Origin of the sequence: Salipiger sp. H15, from assembly GCF_040409955.1 — a bacterium.
Taxonomy (GTDB): Bacteria; Pseudomonadota; Alphaproteobacteria; order Rhodobacterales; family Rhodobacteraceae; genus Salipiger.
The window spans coordinates 1320098-1337692 of record NZ_CP123385.1 but is presented as its reverse complement, the minus strand read 5'-3'; the positions used below and the strand labels follow the sequence as shown (position 1 = coordinate 1337692).

At 70.2% G+C, this 17595-nt stretch carries 17 protein-coding genes; 6 read left to right on the top strand and 11 right to left on the bottom strand.

The annotated features are described in order from the left end of the window. Positions 1–511: 511 nt before the first annotated feature. On the bottom strand, positions 512–907 hold the full coding sequence (locus tag PVT71_RS20555) for a cupin domain-containing protein (RefSeq protein ID WP_353474330.1): 396 nt from the start codon (positions 905–907) through the stop codon (positions 512–514). A 217-nt stretch (positions 908–1124) separates the two neighbouring features. Beyond that, positions 1125–2210: an alpha/beta hydrolase gene (locus tag PVT71_RS20550; protein ID WP_353474329.1), complete on the bottom strand. Its 1086-nt coding sequence runs from the start codon at positions 2208–2210 to the stop codon at positions 1125–1127. Between the two features lie 178 nt (positions 2211–2388). Here PVT71_RS20550 and PVT71_RS20545 point away from each other — a divergent pair, with 178 nt between their 5' ends. Together PVT71_RS20545 and PVT71_RS20540 are read left to right on the top strand one after the other, a co-directional pair. Next, complete coding sequence (locus PVT71_RS20545; RefSeq protein ID WP_353474327.1) at positions 2389–3285, top strand: LysR family transcriptional regulator; 897 nt, start codon at positions 2389–2391, stop codon at positions 3283–3285. Positions 3286–3482: 197 nt separating this feature from the next. Next, entirely contained in the window at positions 3483–4076 is a 594-nt protein-coding gene (locus PVT71_RS20540) for a cupin domain-containing protein (protein ID WP_353474325.1), read from the top strand. Here PVT71_RS20540 and PVT71_RS20535 read toward each other — a convergent pair. The 4 genes from PVT71_RS20535 to PVT71_RS20520 are packed head-to-tail and all read right to left on the bottom strand — an operon-like array spanning position 4054 to position 7787. Beyond that, on the bottom strand, positions 4054–4989 hold the full coding sequence (locus PVT71_RS20535) for an ABC transporter ATP-binding protein (protein WP_353474324.1): 936 nt from the start codon (positions 4987–4989) through the stop codon (positions 4054–4056). The genes PVT71_RS20540 and PVT71_RS20535 overlap by 23 nt on opposite strands. Then, positions 4986–5948 (bottom strand): ABC transporter ATP-binding protein, encoded by a 963-nt coding sequence (locus PVT71_RS20530; protein ID WP_353474322.1) that lies wholly within the window; start codon positions 5946–5948, stop codon positions 4986–4988. The genes PVT71_RS20535 and PVT71_RS20530 overlap by 4 nt, the downstream gene beginning before the upstream one ends. Next, the gene (locus tag PVT71_RS20525) at positions 5945–6781 is read right to left on the bottom strand and encodes an ABC transporter permease (RefSeq protein WP_353474321.1); all 837 of its coding nucleotides are present in this window, start codon (positions 6779–6781) and stop codon (positions 5945–5947) included. The genes PVT71_RS20530 and PVT71_RS20525 overlap by 4 nt, the downstream gene beginning before the upstream one ends. After that, on the bottom strand, positions 6774–7787 hold the full coding sequence (locus PVT71_RS20520; RefSeq protein WP_353474319.1) for an ABC transporter permease: 1014 nt from the start codon (positions 7785–7787) through the stop codon (positions 6774–6776). Before PVT71_RS20520 ends, PVT71_RS20525 begins: the two co-directional genes overlap by 8 nt. 327 nt (positions 7788–8114) lie before the next feature. Here PVT71_RS20520 and PVT71_RS20515 point away from each other — a divergent pair, with 327 nt between their 5' ends. Beyond that, entirely contained in the window at positions 8115–9746 is a 1632-nt protein-coding gene (locus PVT71_RS20515; protein WP_353474318.1) for an ABC transporter substrate-binding protein, read from the top strand. A 56-nt stretch (positions 9747–9802) separates the two neighbouring features. Further along, positions 9803–11218 carry an amidase gene (locus PVT71_RS20510; RefSeq protein ID WP_353474316.1) on the top strand — a complete coding sequence of 472 codons (1416 nt, stop codon included), beginning with the start codon at positions 9803–9805 and terminating at the stop codon, positions 11216–11218. On the opposite strand, the gene PVT71_RS20505 is transcribed toward PVT71_RS20510, so the two are convergent. Genes PVT71_RS20505 through PVT71_RS20490 form a run of 4 tightly spaced genes read right to left on the bottom strand, consistent with a single transcriptional unit; the run spans position 11215 to position 15005 of the window. Continuing rightward, entirely contained in the window at positions 11215–12024 is an 810-nt protein-coding gene (locus PVT71_RS20505; RefSeq protein ID WP_353474315.1) for an ATP-binding cassette domain-containing protein, read from the bottom strand. The two genes, PVT71_RS20510 and PVT71_RS20505, sit on opposite strands and share 4 nt — an antisense overlap. Further along, positions 12021–13058 (bottom strand): iron ABC transporter permease, encoded by a 1038-nt coding sequence (locus PVT71_RS20500; RefSeq protein ID WP_353474314.1) that lies wholly within the window; start codon positions 13056–13058, stop codon positions 12021–12023. The genes PVT71_RS20505 and PVT71_RS20500 overlap by 4 nt, the downstream gene beginning before the upstream one ends. Continuing rightward, positions 13051–14094 carry an iron ABC transporter permease gene (locus PVT71_RS20495; RefSeq protein WP_353474313.1) on the bottom strand — a complete coding sequence of 348 codons (1044 nt, stop codon included), beginning with the start codon at positions 14092–14094 and terminating at the stop codon, positions 13051–13053. The genes PVT71_RS20500 and PVT71_RS20495 overlap by 8 nt, the downstream gene beginning before the upstream one ends. Next, positions 14091–15005 carry a Fe(3+) dicitrate ABC transporter substrate-binding protein gene (locus PVT71_RS20490; protein ID WP_353474312.1) on the bottom strand — a complete coding sequence of 305 codons (915 nt, stop codon included), beginning with the start codon at positions 15003–15005 and terminating at the stop codon, positions 14091–14093. The genes PVT71_RS20495 and PVT71_RS20490 overlap by 4 nt, the downstream gene beginning before the upstream one ends. Before the next feature lie 157 nt (positions 15006–15162). On the opposite strand from PVT71_RS20490, the gene PVT71_RS20485 reads away from it, so the two are divergent. Together PVT71_RS20485 and PVT71_RS20480 are read left to right on the top strand one after the other, a co-directional pair. Then, on the top strand, positions 15163–15732 hold the full coding sequence (locus tag PVT71_RS20485) for an ABC transporter ATP-binding protein (protein WP_353474310.1): 570 nt from the start codon (positions 15163–15165) through the stop codon (positions 15730–15732). Next, complete coding sequence (locus PVT71_RS20480) at positions 15729–16523, top strand: ABC transporter permease (RefSeq protein ID WP_353474309.1); 795 nt, start codon at positions 15729–15731, stop codon at positions 16521–16523. The genes PVT71_RS20485 and PVT71_RS20480 overlap by 4 nt, the downstream gene beginning before the upstream one ends. On the opposite strand, the gene PVT71_RS20475 is transcribed toward PVT71_RS20480, so the two are convergent. Then, positions 16513–17373, bottom strand: coding sequence for a sucrase ferredoxin (locus tag PVT71_RS20475; protein WP_353474308.1), 861 nt, complete (start codon positions 17371–17373; stop codon positions 16513–16515). The two genes, PVT71_RS20480 and PVT71_RS20475, sit on opposite strands and share 11 nt — an antisense overlap. Between the last annotated feature and the right edge of the window lie 222 nt (positions 17374–17595).

Below are 17595 nucleotides of genomic sequence, written 5' to 3'. Positions count from 1 at the left end.
CGCTTGAAAGACTGGGTGACTTGCCGCCGACACGCCGCTGGCGGATCGGCGCTCAGGCCCCGGATCCGCTCAGGAAAAGCGGACAGATCCCGCCGGAAGGCGGTGATGTGCCGATACATGCGCGCCGATGCGCGATTTTGAATTTTTTAGAAACGATTGACTCACAATGAGTTTTGTACGGAAACGATAACTCTGTGTCCGGACGGGATCTCGGCGAGCCCTCGCCGAGCCCGTCTGAGCGAAATCCCGCGGGCGTCCTGTCCAGAAAATGGGCTTTTGGCCCGCGCCGAGCGTTTTTTGCACGAAAAATAGACACCGAGGCACCGCGCATCGAACCCCTCGGGACATTTCCCCTTGCCACCTGCGCACACGGCAGGATGACGCAAGGTCCCTTTGCCGCCCCGCCGACGCCCGCCGGAGGGCCATGGCAACTTCGGAGCCTCACCGGGCCGGACATCGCCCGCCCCGGCAAAGGGGTCATCCTGGCCCCCCCGCCGGGGTCCGCTGGACCTCAGCCGTTGTAATCCGCGTCCGCGACCTTCTCGAGCCAGGTCACCGCCGTGCCGTCGATGCTCTCCTGGATGGCGATATGCGACATGGCGGTCTCGGGCGCGGCGCCGTGCCAGTGTTTCTCCCCGGCGGGGAAGAAGACCACGTCGCCCGCGGTGACCTCCTCGACCGGACCGCCCTCGCGCTGCACGCGGCCGCGGCCGAAGGTGATGATGATCGTCTGCCCCGCCGGGTGCGTGTGCCAGGCGGTGCGGGCGCCGGGCTCGAAGGTGACATGGGCGCCGCCGGTGCGGCCCGGCGCCTCGGCCTGGAACATCGGGTCTATGCGCACGGTGCCGGTGAAATAGGCCTCGGGACCGGGGGCGGAGGGCGTTGTGCCGGCTCGGGTGATCTTCATGGGGTGTCTCCCTTGGTGGAACGGCGGGGCGCAACGGCCGCGCCGCAGGATTTCAGTTGGCGCGGCCCGCGAAGAGCGGGCGCGCGGCGGGCATGGCCGGGAAGACCCTGGGCCAGCCCGCGTGGAATGCAAGAGGCGACGTCTGTCCGCCCGCCCTTGCCCGCGTGAGCCCGGTGTCCAGCGCGCGGCTCAGATGAAAGCCCATCTGCCCGGAGCGTTACGCCAGATGGCCCTCGAAGAACGCCTGCAGCCGGTCGAAGGGGATGATGTCCTTTTGGTCGTAAAGATCGCAGTGATCCGCGCCGTCGATGATCATCAGCTCCTTCGGTTCGGCGGCCGCGGCGTAGGCGTCTTCGCTGAAGTAGCGCGAATGCGCCTCCGACCCGGCGATGATCAGCGCCGGGCGGGGCGAGATCTCGTCGATGTAGGTCAGCAGCGGCATGTTCATGAAGGACAGGCCCGAAGTGACGTTCCAGCCGCCGTTCGAGTTGAGCGCGCGCGGGTGATAGCCGCGCTCCGTCTTGTAATAGGCGTGGTACATGGCGATCACCGGATCATCGATGCCGTCGAGCGTTTCTGGCAGGCCGCCCGCCAGCTTAGGGGCGCCGCCCGATGCCGCGTCCTCCCAGCGCTGCAGGCTCATCGCGGTCAGCGCCTCGGCGCGCTGCGCGTCGGTCATCGCGTCGTAATAGCCGCGCGCGATCACCCGGCTCATGTCGTACATCGAGGTCACCGCCACGGCCCTGACCCGCTTGTCGGGCGCTGCCGCGTTCAGCGCCATGCCGCCAAATCCGCAGATGCCGATCAAACCGATGCGTTCGCGGTCCACCGCGCCGTGCAGGCCGAGGAAGTCGACCGCGGCCATGAAATCCTCGGTGTTGATGTCGGGCGAGGCGACATAGCGCGGCGTGCCGCCGCTCTCGCCGATGTATGAGGGATCGAAGGCAAGCGTGGCAAAGCCGCGCTCGGCCATCTCCTGCGCGTAGAGGCCCGCGGCCTGTTCCTTGACGGCGCCGAAGGGGCCGGCGACGGCCAGCGCGGCAAGCGGCGCGTCGCCGCGATCCTTCGGCAGGTAGAGATCACCGACCAGCGCGATGCCGTAGCGGTTGGTGAAGCTGACCTTCGCGTGCTCGACGCGGTCGCTCTGCGGGAAGGTCTTGTCCCATTCTGTGTCTGCCTGCGCCAGCGCGGACTCGGCGCTCAGCGAGGCGACACCAAGCGCGGCAGCGCCCATCGCGCCGGCGAGCAGCAGCTCGCGGCGAGCGGGGTTGCGGGGATCGGTCGAAGGGATCGGCGAGGTCATGTCGGGGGCTCCAATGCGGATGTGGCGTCTGCCTGCCAATCTGGAGCGGCACCCGGGGCCGGATAAGATCGCCCCGCCTTATCGCGCCCATGAAATGGATTCATGCTCTGGCTGCGGTTTTCCTTTGCGTCATGCGGCGGGCTGTCCCACACAGGCGCAAACCACAGGAGGTGCCCGCATGGACCGCGAATTGCTTGGCGATCTCTCGACCCTTCTCGCCGTCGCCGAGGAGGGCAACTTCACCCGCGCCGGCCACCGGCTCGGTGTGTCGCAATCCGCCGTCAGCCACACGATCCGGCGGCTCGAGGACAGGATCGGGGTACGGCTGCTCAATCGCAGCGCCCGCAAGGTGACCCCGACCGACGCGGGCGAGCAGCTGCTGGCAGCGCTGCGCCCCAGTTTCCAGCAGCTCGGCAACCGGATCGAGGAAATCCGAACCCTCGGCGAGCGTCCCTCAGGCCTCGTGCGCGTGACCTCCAGCGTCCCGGCGACGCGCGACATCCTCTGGCCGGTGGTCTCGCAGCTGGTGCTCGACTACCCCGAGGTGCGGATCGAGATCAGCAGCGAGGGGCGGCTCTCGGAGCTCGCCGAGGACCGGTTCGACTGCGCGATCCGGCTGGGCGAACACCTGGGCCCGGACATGATCGCCCTGCCCGTCGGGCCGCAACTCGAGATGGCCGCGATCGCCAGCTCCGACTACCTCGCGCGGCGCGGAACGCCGCTGCATCCCGACGATCTCGACGCGCATGACTGCATCCTGATGCGGCACCGCTCCGACGGTCCGGTCTATGACTGGGAGTTCGAAATCGGCGGCGTCGAGGTAGTCAAGAAGCTGACCGGTCCCTTCATCCTGAACGATCCGGGCCTCGTGCTCGAGGCGGCGCGGGCCGGCCACGGGTTCGGCTTCCTGCCCCTGCCGGAGGTGCGGGCGGACCTCGACAGCGGGCGGCTGAGGCGGGTGCTTGCCGACTACTGCCCGCCCTTCGACGGCTATCACCTGTGCTACATGGGGCGGCGCAACCTCAGCTCGGCGCTTCGGCTGCTGATCGACCGGCTGCGCGCGCGGAAACCATGACCTGCGCTCATGCAAGCGCGATGTGCTTTCCCGGGAATGCGCGCGCCGCTCCGCCACCGGCCCGGCGCAGGGGCGCCGCGATGCGGCGTTGAAGCGGTGCCCCGGCAACGCCCGACGGATTTCCGCTCCGTTCTTGATTCATTTGCATTTAATCGGCATAGCATTCAACTCGAATGACGAGCAGCGAGACAGGTCAGATGCCAGCGAAACCGGAAGACCAGAAGGAGGCGGAGGCTCTGCAGATCGCGGCCCGCGTCCGGCACGCACGTATCCTCAAGGGACTGAGGATGAAGGACCTCGCCGAGCTCGTCGGCTACAACGAGAGCATGATCTCCAAGATCGAGGCGGGCAAGGTCACCCCGTCGCTGACCATGCTCAACCGGATCGTCACCGCGCTCGACCGCGACCTCGCCTCGTTCTTCGGCCTCGAGATCGAGATGCACCGCATGGTGCTGAGCCCGAAGGACCGGATCATCGTCGAGGGCGACGCGCTGCGCGGCGGGCACGGGGTGAAGTACGAGCGCATGGTGCCGCTGGCGGCGGGCAACCTGCTCGAGGCGAATGTCCATGTGGTCGAGCCCGGCGGCGAGAAGATCGACAACATCACCCACCAGGGCGAGGCGACGGGCTACCTCATCGAGGGCGAGATCGAGCTCACCATCGACGGCGAAGTCTACAGGATGACCGCCGGGGATTCCTTCTTCTTCAAGGCCTACCTGCCGAACAGCTACCGCAACACCAGCGACCGGCCCGCCCGTATCATCTGGGTCAACACGCCGCAGATTCACTGACGGGGGCAGCGCCCGCCGCCTCGACCAGCGCGTGGCACGCGGCGCTATGGCCGGCGCCCACCTGCGCCAGGCGCGGGCGGCTCTGGCCGCAGGCTGCGGTCGCCATGGGACACGACGCGCGGAAATGGCAGGCATCCGCGCGCAGCTCGGCCATGCGCTCGGCCCGCTCGGGCGCGGGCGCACGCCTGGCGCCGGGCGTCGCGGCGAGCAGCGCGCGCGTGTAGGGATGGCGCGGCGCGCGGGTGATCTGCGCGACGGGCCCCTCCTCGACGATGCGGCCGTGGTAGATCACCATCACCCGGTCGCACATCAGCCGCACCACGTCGAGATCGTGCGAGATCAGCAGCATGCCGCAGCCGAGCTCGCCGCGCATCCGGTGCAGCAGCCGCAGCACCAGCGCCTGCACCGACACGTCCAGCGCCGCCGTGGGCTCGTCGAGCAGCAGGAGCTCCGGCTTCGAGATCAGCGCCCGCGCGATGCCCGCCCGCGCCTGCTGGCCGCCCGAGAGCTGGTGCGGCCTGCGCCCGAGAAGGTCGAGCGGCAGGCCCACCTCCTGCGCGATGCCACGGATCGCGTCATCGGCCGTGGCAGTGCTGAGGCCGAGACCGACCCCGATATTGCGCGCGATGGAAAAGGCCGGGTTGAGCGCCTCGTCCGCGCTCTGGAACACCATCTGGACCCGGCCGCTGCCCGGCACCAGCGGCGCGCCGTCCACATGCACCGTCCCGCTGTCGGGCAGGGCAAGCCCGCAGACCAGCCGCGACAGCGTCGACTTGCCCGAGCCGCTCTCGCCGACCAGCCCGAGGGTCTCGCCCTTGGCCACTGTGAAGCTCACGTCGTCGACGGCGACGACCCTGCGGCCCCGTCCGGCGCCGAAGGTCTTGGTCAGGTTGCGCACGTCGAGCAGGGTCATGCGTTCGGCCTCCAGCAGGCGACACGGCGTCCGGCCGGCCCCGAGAGGGCGGGCCTCTCGTCCCGGCAGCGCGCCTCGGCGCGGGGGCAGCGATCGGCATAGCGGCAGGCGGGCAGCGGGCCCGAGAGGTCGGGAAAGCTGCCGGGGATCGGCTCGAGCGCGGCGATGGCCTCGGCCTGCGAGGCAGAGGCCTTCAGCAGCGCCCCGGTATAAGGGTGGCGCGGATCGCCGAACAGCGCCTCGGTCCGGCTGTCCTCGACGATCTGCCCGGCATGCATGACGCGGATCTCGTCCGCATGCTCGCGGGCCAGCGCGAGGTCGTGGGTGATCAGCAGGCAGGACATGCCGCGCGCCCGGATCGCCTCGGCGACAAGGTCGAGGATTGCCGCCTGCGTCGTGGTGTCGAGCCCCGTGGTCGGCTCGTCCGCGATCAGCAGGCGCGGGTTGCAGGCCAGCGCCAGCGCGATCATCACCCGCTGGCACATCCCGCCCGAAAGCTCGCCCGGATAGGCACTGCGCCGGACCTCGGGATCGGCGATCCGCACCGAGGCCAGCGCCTCGATCACCGCCGCCTCGAGCTTCCTGCCGCGCAGGCCCCGGTGGCGCGCGATGATGTCGCCGATCTGGTCACCGATCCGGCGCACCGGGCTGAGCGCGCGCGGGTTCTGGAAGATGATGGCGATCTGCCGCCCGCGCAGGTCGCGCCACTGCGATCCGCGCGGGTCCGAGAGATCGACCCCGGCAAAGGCGAACTCCGCGCTCTCGAGCCGAGCGGCCGGGCTCAGGATCCCGGCGATGGCATGGGCGATCAGCGACTTGCCCGAGCCGCTCTCGCCGACGAGCGCGGTGATCCCGCCCTGCGCGAGATCGAAGGAGGCGCGATCGACGACCCGCGTCTCGCCGAAGGTGATCGAAAGCTCGCGGGCGCGCAGCAGCGTGTTGGTCCAGTGTGATGTCATCGGCGGTACGGATCGAAGAAGTCCCTGAGGAAATCGCCCAGCAGCATGAAGCCGAGCACGGCGAACAGCAGCGCAATGCCGGGGAAGGTGAAGATCCACCACTCGCCCGAGAAGATGTAGCTCGCGCCATCGGCCACCATAATCCCCCATTCCGGCGTGGGTGGCAGGATGCCGAGACCGATGAACGAGAGCCCCGCCGCGTTCAGGATCGCCCAGGCCATGTTGAGCGAAGATTGCGTCGCCAGCAGGCCCGCGAGGTTCGGCAGGATGTGCAGGCCGATGATGCTGGGGGCGCCGATGCCCGAGAGCCGCGCCGCCTCGACCCAGCCGGCCGAGCGCCTTCGGCTGACCTCGAAGCGGACCTGCCGCGCGTAGAACGGCAGGTTGACGATGGCCGTGGCGATGATCACCGAGGTCACCGAATTGCCCAGCCCGGCGGCGATGCCGACCGCCAGCACGAAGAGGGGGAAGGCCATTATGGAATCCACCACCCTTCCCAGCACGGCATCGACCCGCCCTCCGAGCCAGCCGCCGGTGGCGCCGGCCAGGATGCCGAGCAGCAGCGAGACCGACACGGCGATGGCGCCGACCGAAAGGTCCGTCCGGGCGGCGACCAGCGTGCGCGAGAACACGTCCCTGCCCAGCTGGTCGGTCCCGAACCAATGCGCGGCCGAGGGCGGCTGAAGCGCGCTCGGCGTGTCCGTGGCGAGCGGGTCCCACGGCGCGAGCCACGGCCCCAGCAGGGCCAGCAGCACCAGCAGGCCGACCATCCAGACCGCCGGGGTGCCGGGGAGACGGCGCGCCCTGCGCCTTGCGCGGGCCGCGTCAGCCATGGAGCCGCACCCGCGGGTCAATGAGCGCCGCCGTGATGTCGATCAGCAGGTTCACCAGCACGTAGATCACCGCCATCAGCAGCACGAAGCCCTGCACCGGCGCGAAGTCCGAAACCAGCAGCGACTCGATGGCATAGGCGCTGACCCCGGGCCAGCCGAAGACCTTCTCGACGAGCACGTTCGCGCCCAGCAGGAAGGATGAGACCATGCCGATGGTGTTGAGGATCGGCACCGCGGCGGGCAGGAAGCCATAGGTCCAGAGCACCCGGCGGGACGAGAGGCCATAGGCGCACACCATGCGCACGGACTCGCCCTGCAGCACCTCGATCAGCGCCGTGCGCGTCATCCGGGCGATCGGGCCCGCGCCGAAGGCGGCCAGCGTCAGCACCGGCAGCACCAGCTGGCGCATCACCCCCCGGAAGGTGTCGAACTCGCCCCCGATCAGCGCGTCGATCGACCAGAAGCCCGTCACCTCGGTCGGAGAGGAGACGAAGATCTCGAGCCGCCCCATCGGAGCCGGCGCCCATTCGAGCAGGTAGTAGAAGACATAGACCAGCATCAACCCAAGGAAGAAGGTCGGCAGCGCCTGCCCGAGGACCGTCACCGCCGAGCAGAGGCGATCCGGCCAGCGCCCCGGCCGCAGCGCGGCCCCGACGCCGAGCGCGATGCCGACCAGCGCGGCGACGGCCAGCGCGGCCAGCGTCAGTTCCAGTGTCGCCGGGAGCCGGGCGGCGAGGTCGTGGACGACGCTCTGCCCGCTGGCCAGCGAGCGCCCGAGATCGAGCCGCAGCAGGTCGCCCACGTAGTCGATGAACTGGAGCGCGAGCGAGCGGTCGAGCCCGAGCTGCCGGCGGACTTCCTCGATCGAGGCCTGCGTCGCGGCGGGTCCGGCGAAAAAGGCGGCGGGATCGCCGGGCAGCAGCCGGGTCAGCACGAAGGTCAGCACCACGATCCCGGCAATCGCCGGCAGGGCCCCGAGCAACCGGCGCAGGATCAGACCCACCATCCGCCCTGCCCCTCCATGGCGCTGCACTTGATGCAGGTCATATTCCTCTCCGTCACATTTTCCCGCTCACTTGGTTTCAGATTCGATCCTGCCGCGGAAGAGACTTCCGATCTCGCGGGTCCTCACGCACAGCGACCGACCCAGGATTGCCCGCATTTTCATCATTCATCGCAGGAACGGCGCCGGAATTGCCGGCGCTTCGACCATTTTCCTCGCAGGTCCCGACCAGCGGCGGATGCGCCTCAAATTCACTTGACTTGATTTTAATGCATCTAATGCTTGAGACACAGTTCAAGCCAAGCCGACATCAGACAGGGGATGTTCTCAATGTCACAGCTACCTTACAGACTGCCCGGTTTGCTGCGGGCCGGCGCCCTCGCGCTCGCCCTCGGCTCGACCGTCATGACCTCGGCCCAGCCGGTCGCCGCGCAATCCCGCGCCGAAACGCTGGTCGTGGTCTCCGAAGAGGGGCCCTCCACCCTCGACATCCACGGTGCCACCGCCAACGTGCCCACGCACGAAGTGTCGTGGAACGTCTACGACCGCCTGATCACCCATGCCAAGACGCCGGTCGGGGACGGCAGCTTTGCCTATGACTACAAGACCTTCGAGCCCGAGTTGGCGGAAAGCTGGGAGGTGGCGCCCGACAACGGCTCGGTCACCTTCAAGCTTCGGGCCGACGCCACCTTCCACGACGGTCGCCCGGTGACCGCGGCGGACGTGAAATGGTCGCTCGAGCGCGCGGTGGCGGTCGGCGGCTTCCCGGCGATCCAGATGGGCGCCAGCGAGATGAAGTCCGCCGACCAGTTCGTCATCCTCGACGATCACACGATCCGCGTCGATTTCCCCAAGCCCAACAAGCTGGTGCTCGCTAACCTCGCGGTGCCGGTCGCGCAGATCGTCAACTCGGAGCTCGCCAAGGAGCACGCCACGGCGAGCGATCCCTGGGCGCTGGAATGGGTCGGCAACAACGATGCCGGCAGCGGCGCCTACATGGTCGACGGCTGGAAGCCGGGCAACGAGATCGCCTTCTCGCGCTTCGAGGACTGGAAGTCCGGCCCGCTGCCCGAGATGAAGAAGGTCATCGTCAAGCAGATCGCCTCTGCCGGGACACGCCGCGCCCTGCTCGAGAAGGGTGACGTGGACCTCTCGTTCAACCTGCCGCCAAAGGATTTCAAGGAGCTCGCGGATGCGGGCACGCTGAAGGTCATCGGCACGCCGGTGGACGCGGAGCTGCTCTATCTCGACATGAACGTCACGATGGCGCCCTTCGACAACCCGCTCGTGCGCAAGGCGATGGCCTATGCCATGCCCTATGCCAGCATCATCGACTCGGCGGTCTACGGGCGCGGCATCGGCATGTTCGGCGGCCCCGAGGAAGTGACCACCACCGACTGGCCGCAGCCCTCGCCCTATGACACCGACCTCGAGAAGGCCAAGGCGCTGCTGGCCGAGGCGGGCTACCCGGACGGGTTCACCACCACGCTCAGCTACGACGTCACCACCGCCACCACGCGCGAGCCGATCGCCCTGCTGGTGCAGGACAGCCTCAAGAAGATCGGCGTGACGGTGAACATCGAGAAGGTGCCGGGCGCGGACTGGTACACCCGGCTCGGCAACAAGGACATGCCGTTCCTGATCATGTCGTTCAAGGCATGGCTGAATTACCCGGACTACTACTTCTACTGGACCTATGACGGGGTGAACAACTCGGTCTTCAACGCGATGAACTACGTCAATCCCGAGATGGATGCGCAGATCGCCAAGGCCCGGTTCGAGACCGACCCCGCGCTCTACGAGGACGAGGTGAAGAGCTTCATCCAGATCGCGATGAACGACGTGCCGCGCATCCCGCTGGTGCAGGATTACCGCGACGTCGCGATGCAGAAGGACCTCGGTGGCTACACCTACTGGTTCCACCTGACGCTCGATTACCGCACGCTCACCCGCGGCGAGTGAACGGGCCGCGCAGCCGGGAGCCCCGGCTGCGCACCCTGACCAGAGGATCCTCGCAAGTGAATTTCCATGACTATGCCGCGATGACGGCACGGCAGATCGCCCGCGCCGTCGGCGGCGGCGAGGTCTCCGCGGCCGAGATCGCGCGGGCCGCCCTATCCCGTCTCGACGAGGTCGACCCCCGCCTTCACGCCTTTGTCCACGTCGCCTCCGACGTGATCGCACAGGCCGAGCGGCTGGACCGGAGCCTTGCCGCGGGTCGCAGGCCCGGGCCGCTCGCGGGCGTTCCCGTGGCGATCAAGGACCTCCTGCCGACGCGGGACATGCCGACCAGCTTCGGCTCGGGCCTCTACCGTTCCCACCGCTCGGAGGTGGACGAGATCTCGGTCGCCCGGCTCAGGGAGGCGGGCGCGATCCTGCTCGGCAAGACCAACTGCTCGGAATTCGGCTACGGCGGCTTCGGCCACAACCTGGTGTTTCCGGCCACGCGGCACCCTCTCGATCCCGCGCTCACCTCCGGCGGCTCGAGCGCGGGATCGGCGGTCGCGGTGGCGACCGGCATCTGCCCGGTGGCGCTCGGCTCCGACGGCGGCGGCTCGATCCGCCTGCCCGCCGCCTTCACCGGCCTCGTCGGGGTGAAGGCCTCGATGGGACGGGTGCCGCTCTGGCCGGGCTGCCGCACGCCCGACATGCCGGGCGCCTCGGGCTGGGAGACGGTCGAACATGTCGGCCCGCTGGCCCGCACGGCAGAGGACGCGGCGCTGGTGCTTTCGGTGATCGCGGGCCCCGACCCGAGGGACAGGTATTCCATCCCCTCCGCCGACATCGACTGGCTCGGCGCGCTCAGCCTGCCCGCGCCGAAGGGGCTGCGGGTCGCCTATTGCGAGAGCTGGGCGAGCATTCCCGTCGACCCCGAGATCGCCACGACCGTGCGCCGCGCCGCGGCCCGCCTCTGCGACGCGCTCGGCGCGCGGATGGCCGAGATCGAGGCGCCCGACGTCCCGCTCGAGCTCTACCGGGCGGTCGTTGCCGTGGATACAGACATCGCGGGGCTCCGCCGCATGGCGGGCGATCATCCCTGCGCCTTGTCGGCCAACCTCCGGGACGTCCTCGGGACCGAGCTGACGCCGGAAATGATGCGAACCGCGCGCTTCGGGCGGATGAAGGCGGTGAACGCCATGGCAGAGCTCATGCAAGGCCACGACCTGCTGATGACCCCGGCGACCGCCTGCATGCCCTTCGCGGCAGGGCGGAACGGGCCCGGCGAGATCAACGGCATCGGAGTTCCCGACGATGGCTGGACCCCTGCCCTCTTCCCCATGAACCTCACCGGCCAGCCGGCGGTCTCGGTCCCGGCCGGGCTGTCGTCGCGCGGTCTTCCCATAGGCCTGCAGATCGCCGGGCGGCACCTCGGCGATGCGCTCGTGCTGCAGGCCGCGGCGCTGAACGACCGCCTTACGGGTGTTTCGCCCTAGGCACCGAGCCGGACCCGCCGCGCGGCCTGCGCCTCCCGCCCGGGCTCCAGCGGCACCGGCACCGGCGTTCCGGTGACCGGATCGGGGTGGATCTCGACCGGCAGGTCGTAGACCTCGCGCACCAGCCCGGCGGTCAGCACCGCTTCGGGGGCGCCGCTCGCCACGATCTTCCCGGACTTCATCACCACGAGCCGATCCGCGTAGCGCGCCGCCTGCGCGATGTCGTGCAGCACCACGACGCAGGTCCGCCCCTCCTCGGCAAGCTCGCGCATGAGCCGCAGCACGTCCACCTGGTGCTGGATGTCGAGCCAGTTGGTCGGTTCGTCGAACAGCATCACCGGCGCGTCCTGCGCCAGCGCCATGGCGATGAAGACGCGCTGCCGCTGCCCGCCGGAGAGCGTGCCGACCTCCCGCTCCGCGAACTCCTCGAGGCCCATGCGGGAGATCGCGCGCGATACGTGCTCGCGGTCGGCGGCGGTCTGCATGCCGAGAAGGTTCTGGTGCGGCGCGCGGCCGTAGCCGACGAGGTCCGCGACCGTGACGCCCGGCGGGGCGAGGTTCTCCTGCGGCAGCAGCGCCAGCCGCCGCGCCAGCGCGCGGGGCGCGAGCCGCGCCGCATCCTCCGCGCCCAGCATCACGCGGCCCGCCGCGGGCCGCAGCTGGCGGGAGATCACCTTCAGCATCGTCGACTTGCCGCAGCCGTTGGGGCCGATGAGCGCGGTCAGCGTGCCCTCGGGAAAGTCGAGCGTCGCGGGCGCGAGGCGGAAGCTGTTGTAGCCAGCCTCGACGGCGTCAAGTCGGATCATCGGGTCGCTCCCGGACGGCGGCTCTCTGTCAGCAGGAGCCAGATGAAGAAGGGCGCGCCGAAGAGCGCAGTCAGGATGCCCGCCGAGATCTCGATCGGCGGCACGAGCGACCGGCCGGCGACATCCGCCCCGGCGCAGAGCACGGCTCCGACCAGCGCAGCGGTGGGCAGCAACGCGCGGTGGCGGCCGCCGACGAGCCGGGCGGCGATGTGCGGCGCCATGAGGCCGATGAAGCCGACCACGCCCACCACGCCCACCGAGAGCGCGGCCAGAAGCACGCCGATCAGCAGCAGCAGGCCGCGCTCGAGCCCGAGGCGCACGCCGAGCGCGGCGGCGCGCTGCGGGCCGAGGTACTGCAGGTCGAGCCGGAAGGACATCAGCAGGGCGAGCGCCATGAGCCCCCCGAGCGCCGGCGCGACCGAGGCGAGATGCGTCCAGCCCCGCCCCCAGAGGCTGCCGGTCAGCCAGACCAGCGGCGCCGAGAACTCCGGCCCGGTCTGGGTCACCAGCAGGAACTCGACCCCCGCCTCCATGACGAAGCCGACCGCGATGCCCACCAGCGTGAGCCGCGTCGCGTCGAGCGCCAGCCGCCCGGCCATGAGCCAGACCACCGAGCCTGCCACCACGCCCCCGGTGGCGGCGGCGAAGGGCGTCAGCCGGGCCGCCGCGTCGGGAAGCAGGAAGGCGCAGAGCAGCACCGCGAAGGCCGCGCCCGAGTTGATGCCGACGATCTTCGGGCTGGCGAGCGGGTTGCGCAGCAGTGACTGGATGATCGCGCCCGAGAGGCCCAGCGACGCGCCGGTCAGCGCCGCGAGCAGCGTGCGCGGCAGGCGCGAGCCGAGGATGATGAAGTCCTGTCGCGGTCCGTCGAGCCCCAGCAGCGTGTTGAGCACCGTCGCGGGCGGAACCCGGACCGCCCCGAGGCAGAGGCCGAGCGCCAGCACGGCGACGAGGCAGGCGCCGAGCGCGAGCAGCACCACCGGCGTGCGGCGCGGGGCACGCGATCCTGCCTGTGCCATCGAGACCTCAGCCATGCGACCGCCCCTTCCGCGCAAGCACGCTGACCAGGAACCAGGGCGCGCCGATGGCGGAGACGACCACGCCGACCGGGATCTCGGCAAAGCCCGGCCAGAGCTTCGATCCCGCGTCCGCCCAGGCCATTAGCCCGGCGCCGAGCGCGGCGGTCACCGGCACGAGCCGGCGGTGGTCGGCCCCGGCAAGCGCCTTGGCAAGGTGCGGCACGATGAGACCGGCGAAGGCGATGGGCCCCGCGACCGAGACGCAGACGCCGGTCACCACGGAGGCGACGCCGGCGCCGAGGATCAGCGTGCGCATCGGGTCGGCGCCAAGCCCGTGGCTGGCGGCCTGTCCCAGCGCCATGAGGTTGAGCCGCTGCGCCAGCGCGACGGCGGCCAGCGTCGCAAAGAGCGCCGTCGCGCCGAGCCGCAGCGCCTCGGGCATCCGCACGCCGCCGATGTCGCCCACCGTCCAGCGCACCACCTGTCGCGCGAGGTCATCCTCGAGCGTGTAGCCGAGCCGGACGGCGGCAAAGCCGAGCGCCCCGACCGCGACACCGCCGAGGATCAGCCGCAGCGACTCGATGCGCCCCGAGAAGGCGCCCGAGATCGCAAACGTCGCGGCCACGGAGACAAGGCCGCAGAGCGCGGCCAGAAGCGACTGCGGCACGCCGGAGAGCGCCGGGACGACAAGGCCGAGGACGATCCCCAGCGCCGCCCCCTGGTTGATGCCGAGCAGGCCGGGCGCGGCCAGCGCGTTGCGGGTGACGGCCTGCAGGATCAGCCCGGCAAGGCCGAGGTTGATCCCGAGGAACATCGCGCAGAGCGTGCGCGGCAGGCGGATGTCGCGCATGGTCTGCTCGGCGAGCGTCGCCCCCGCGCCTGAGAAGAGGCCCGAGAGGTCCGACAGGCCGACGTCGCTGCGTCCGCCGGTGGCCAGCGACAGGGCACAGCCGGCGGCCACGGTGGCAAGGGCCAGGGCGGGCACCGCCAGCCGGCGCCACCCTGCCCCGCCGGAGCGGCCCGGCACCCCCCGAAGCGCCAGCGGTCTCACTTGAGCGTCTGCGCGATCTCGCGGATGTCCTTCGCGGTGGCCTCGGCGGTCAGCATGCCGCGCGACCGCGACCAGAGGTCGGACGAGACGTCGAAGACATTACCGCTGCGCACCGCCTCGATCTCCTGCCAGAGCGCCTCGGCCTGCCAGTCCTGGTCGAGCGTATGCTCGCCCTCGGTCTTGCCGAGGATCATCACGCCCGGGTCAAGCTCGGAGACCTGTTCAAGCGTGACCTGCTGGTAGAGATCGCCGTAGCTGTCCGCGCCCGTGGCGGTCATCGCCGGCGCGAAGCCGAAGTAGTCGAGCAGGCTGCCGACGTAGGACTGCGGGCTGTGCAGCCAGAGGCCGTTGCCGTTGATCACGGCGAACTGCGCCTCGCGCCCCGCGACCCGATCGGCGATCTCGTCGCGGATCGCCGCCATGCGTTGCCGGTGCTGCTCGAGGAACTCGGTCATCTCGCCGCTCCGGCCGACCGCCTCGCCGATGCGCGCGGCCTCCTCGAGGACGGCCGGGTAGTCGCCGGTGAGGCTGTCATAGACCACCGTCGGCGCGATCTGCCCCAGCGTGTCGTAGATCGCCTCGTGCCGGGTCTTGTCGGCGATGATGAGGTCGGGCTGCAGCGAGGCAATGACCTCGAGGCTCGGCGTCTTGCGGGTGCCGACGCTGGTCCAGTCGTCGCCGATCACCGCCGTCAGCACCGGCTGGATGCGCTCGCGCTTGTTGTCGTCGGCGATGCCCACCGGCGCAAGGTCGACAGCGGCGAGCGCGTCGACGAAGGAGAACTCCAGCACCACGACGCGCGTCGGCGCGTCCGGGACCTCGGTGGTGCCGAGGGCATGGGTGACCTCGCGCGCGAAGCCTGCGGTTGCAGTGAGGCTGGCGATCGCCAGCGCACACAGAATGGTACGCATACCTGTCCCTCCCGGAGCGTTCAGATTTGTCCGAGTGGAATAGTCGGATTTTTCGGGGGCGTAAAGCGGGTCGTCGGCGCCCGGCACACCGGAGAAAGAGTGGTTGTCCGCGCCGCGTGCTTGCGGCAGGAAGGCCGCGTTGTTGCGCGAGGACGCCATGCTTTCCGTCAGCCAATTGGTGACCACCGCCGGCCCGGTCCCGGACTTCGAGGTGCCGGGCGGAGCCTGCCTCGCGGTGACCGGCCCCTCGGGAACCGGCAAGTCCCTGATGCTGCGCGCCATCGCCGACCTCGACCCGGCGGAGGGGAGGATCAGCCTCGACACCTGCCTGCGCGAGAGCGTCCCCGCGCCCGAGTGGCGCCGCAAGGTCTGCTACCTCGCCGCCGAGCCCGCCTTCTGGTTGCCGACGCTCGGCGCCCATTTCGCCGCGCCGCCCGCCGATGCCACGCTCGCCGCCGTGGGCCTGCGCCGCGACCGGCTCGAGGCGCCCGTGCACCAGCTGTCGTCCGGCGAGCGCCAGCGCGGCGGGCTGCTGAGGGCGCTGGCCGGATCGCCGCGCGTCCTGCTGCTCGACGAGCCGACGAGCTCGCTCGACGCCGCCAGCACAAACCAGGTCGAGGCGGTCCTGCAGGGGTTCCTGCGCTCCGGCGGCACCATCGTCCTTGTCACCCATGACGAGGAACAGGCCGAGCGCCTCGCCACCGCGCGCCTGAGGTTCCACCGATGACTCCGCCCGACCTGCCCCAGATCCTCGCCGCGGCGAGCCTCGTGATCTTCAGCGCCGCGCTGTCGCGCCTGCTGCGCCTCGGCTTCGGCAGATCGCTGGTGATCTCGGCGCTGCGCATGGTGCTGCAGCTGATCCTGCTCGCCTTCGTCCTCGGCTGGCTCTTCCGCACCGATCACGTCCTCGTCACGCTTGCGGCGATGGTCGCGATGGCGGGCTTTGCCGGGGCCGAGGTGGTCGCCCGTCAGGAGCAGCCACCGGGCCGGCTCTGGACCGGCCTCGTCGGGGTGTCGGCCATGCTGACCGCCGGGCTGGTCGTGACGCTGCCCGCGCTGCTCATCCTCAACGGCGCGGCGGAATGGTGGCATCCGCGCATCGCCCTGCCGGTCTTCGGCATGGTCGCGGGCTCGGCGATGACCGGGGTCTCGCTCGCGCTCGACACCTTTGCGCAGGGGGTCCTGCGCGACGCCCGCGCCATCGAGGCGCAGCTGGCCCTCGGCGCCACCCGCAACGAGGCGCTGCGGCCGTTGGTCCGGCAGGCGGTCACGCGCGGCATGATGCCGACGATCAACGCGATGGCGGCGATCGGTCTGGTGACCATCCCGGGCATGATGACCGGCCAGCTGCTGGCCGGGGCCGAGGTCTTCGGCGCCGCGCGGCTGCAGATGTTCCTCATGTTCCTGCTTGCCGGCGCGACCGGGCTCGGCACGCTCGGCGCGACCCATGCCATGGCGCACCGGGTGACCGACGCGCGGCACCGGCTGCGGCTCGAACGGCTGACCGTCAGGAAGTGACCTCTGCCGGTCCCGCGATCTCGCGGACCCGGTAGACCTCGGCCGCCTCCGAGCAGCCAAGGTCGAGATCGCTGCAGGTGGACGGCCGCTCGACCGAGTGCCGCGTCGTGGCGAGCCAGATGCTGCCCGACGGTGTGGTCGCGCGCCATAGCCCCGGCCGCGGGTTCTCCAGCTCGGGATCGCGCAGCCCCGCCCGCGCCGCGCTCACCGCCACCGCCTGCGCTTCCGGCGGCAGATCGCACGGGCCGCGCCACTTCGGCAACCAGGGACGCCCCTCCGCCTCGGCCTCGAGCAGCGCCGCGGCATCCGCAGGCTTCAGCCGGCCGTACTTGTGCATCGCGGGGAGCGTGAGCGCTCCGGCGGACAGCCGGCACCCGCCGAGATGGGTGCTCTCCCAGAGGTCGACCTCGCGCCCTTCCTCGCGCAGCGCGCGGTAGAGCGCATAGCCGTGAAGCGCGCAGCAGCGGTCCTTCTGCCCATGCGTGCAGACCATGATGACCGGGCGCTCCGCCTGGCTCCAGCCAGCCCGCTCCCCGGCGAGGAGCCCCGCGAGAACCTCCGGCAGGTCGGCCCGGGCGACCTCCCGCGTCAGGGACTCGGGGTAGAGGAAGAGGCGGCTCCGGTCCCCGGCCTCGCCTTTGCGATCGATCAGGTTGACCCGCAGCCCGCTCTCGCGGAGCTTCTCGATGACCAAAGCGAGTTCCGGCGCCATGTCCCCGGCCACGGCAAGGTTCCGGCTCCAGCCGCCCTTGGGCCAGCGGATCAGCAGGATGCGCTCGGCGTGCTTGGCCGTGCCCTCGAGAGGCTCCTCGGCGGCAAGGCTGGCATCGGAACAAAACTCGCGCGTCATCACTGGTTCGACCTCAAGAAGCTGCAAGACCCGGCGCGGCAAGGCCCCCGTCCCGATGCGTTTCGCAAATCCGAAGGAATTGATCAAGAATTCCGCGTGAGGGAAAGCGCAAGGAAGGATCCGCGGCGGACTTTGCAGGCGCTGGCCAACGGAGAACGTTTGCGCGTCCCTCTGGTCATGGCGCATGATGGTCCATGGTCCTGCACCGCGCGGCGTGAAGCA

Bases quoted from the DNA above. Each gene is read 5' to 3' on its own strand.
- PVT71_RS20550 (WP_353474329.1), bottom strand. From the start codon at position 2,210: ATGACCTCGCCGATCCCTTCGACCGATCCCCGCAACCCCGCTCGCCGC.
- PVT71_RS20485 (WP_353474310.1), top strand. From the start codon at position 15,163: ATGCTTTCCGTCAGCCAATTGGTGACCACCGCCGGCCCGGTCCCGGAC.
- PVT71_RS20530 (WP_353474322.1), bottom strand. From the start codon at position 5,948: ATGACATCACACTGGACCAACACGCTGCTGCGCGCCCGCGAGCTTTCG.
- PVT71_RS20475 (WP_353474308.1), bottom strand. From the start codon at position 17,373: ATGACGCGCGAGTTTTGTTCCGATGCCAGCCTTGCCGCCGAGGAGCCT.
- PVT71_RS20480 (WP_353474309.1), top strand. From the start codon at position 15,729: ATGACTCCGCCCGACCTGCCCCAGATCCTCGCCGCGGCGAGCCTCGTG.
- PVT71_RS20525 (WP_353474321.1), bottom strand. From the start codon at position 6,781: ATGGCTGACGCGGCCCGCGCAAGGCGCAGGGCGCGCCGTCTCCCCGGC.
- PVT71_RS20500 (WP_353474314.1), bottom strand. From the start codon at position 13,058: ATGGCTGAGGTCTCGATGGCACAGGCAGGATCGCGTGCCCCGCGCCGC.
- PVT71_RS20555 (WP_353474330.1), bottom strand. From the start codon at position 907: ATGAAGATCACCCGAGCCGGCACAACGCCCTCCGCCCCCGGTCCCGAG.
- PVT71_RS20535 (WP_353474324.1), bottom strand. From the start codon at position 4,989: ATGACCCTGCTCGACGTGCGCAACCTGACCAAGACCTTCGGCGCCGGA.
- PVT71_RS20545 (WP_353474327.1), top strand. From the start codon at position 2,389: ATGGACCGCGAATTGCTTGGCGATCTCTCGACCCTTCTCGCCGTCGCC.
- PVT71_RS20515 (WP_353474318.1), top strand. From the start codon at position 8,115: ATGTCACAGCTACCTTACAGACTGCCCGGTTTGCTGCGGGCCGGCGCC.
- PVT71_RS20520 (WP_353474319.1), bottom strand. From the start codon at position 7,787: ATGGTGGGTCTGATCCTGCGCCGGTTGCTCGGGGCCCTGCCGGCGATT.
- PVT71_RS20505 (WP_353474315.1), bottom strand. From the start codon at position 12,024: ATGATCCGACTTGACGCCGTCGAGGCTGGCTACAACAGCTTCCGCCTC.
- PVT71_RS20490 (WP_353474312.1), bottom strand. From the start codon at position 15,005: ATGCGTACCATTCTGTGTGCGCTGGCGATCGCCAGCCTCACTGCAACC.
- PVT71_RS20540 (WP_353474325.1), top strand. From the start codon at position 3,483: ATGCCAGCGAAACCGGAAGACCAGAAGGAGGCGGAGGCTCTGCAGATC.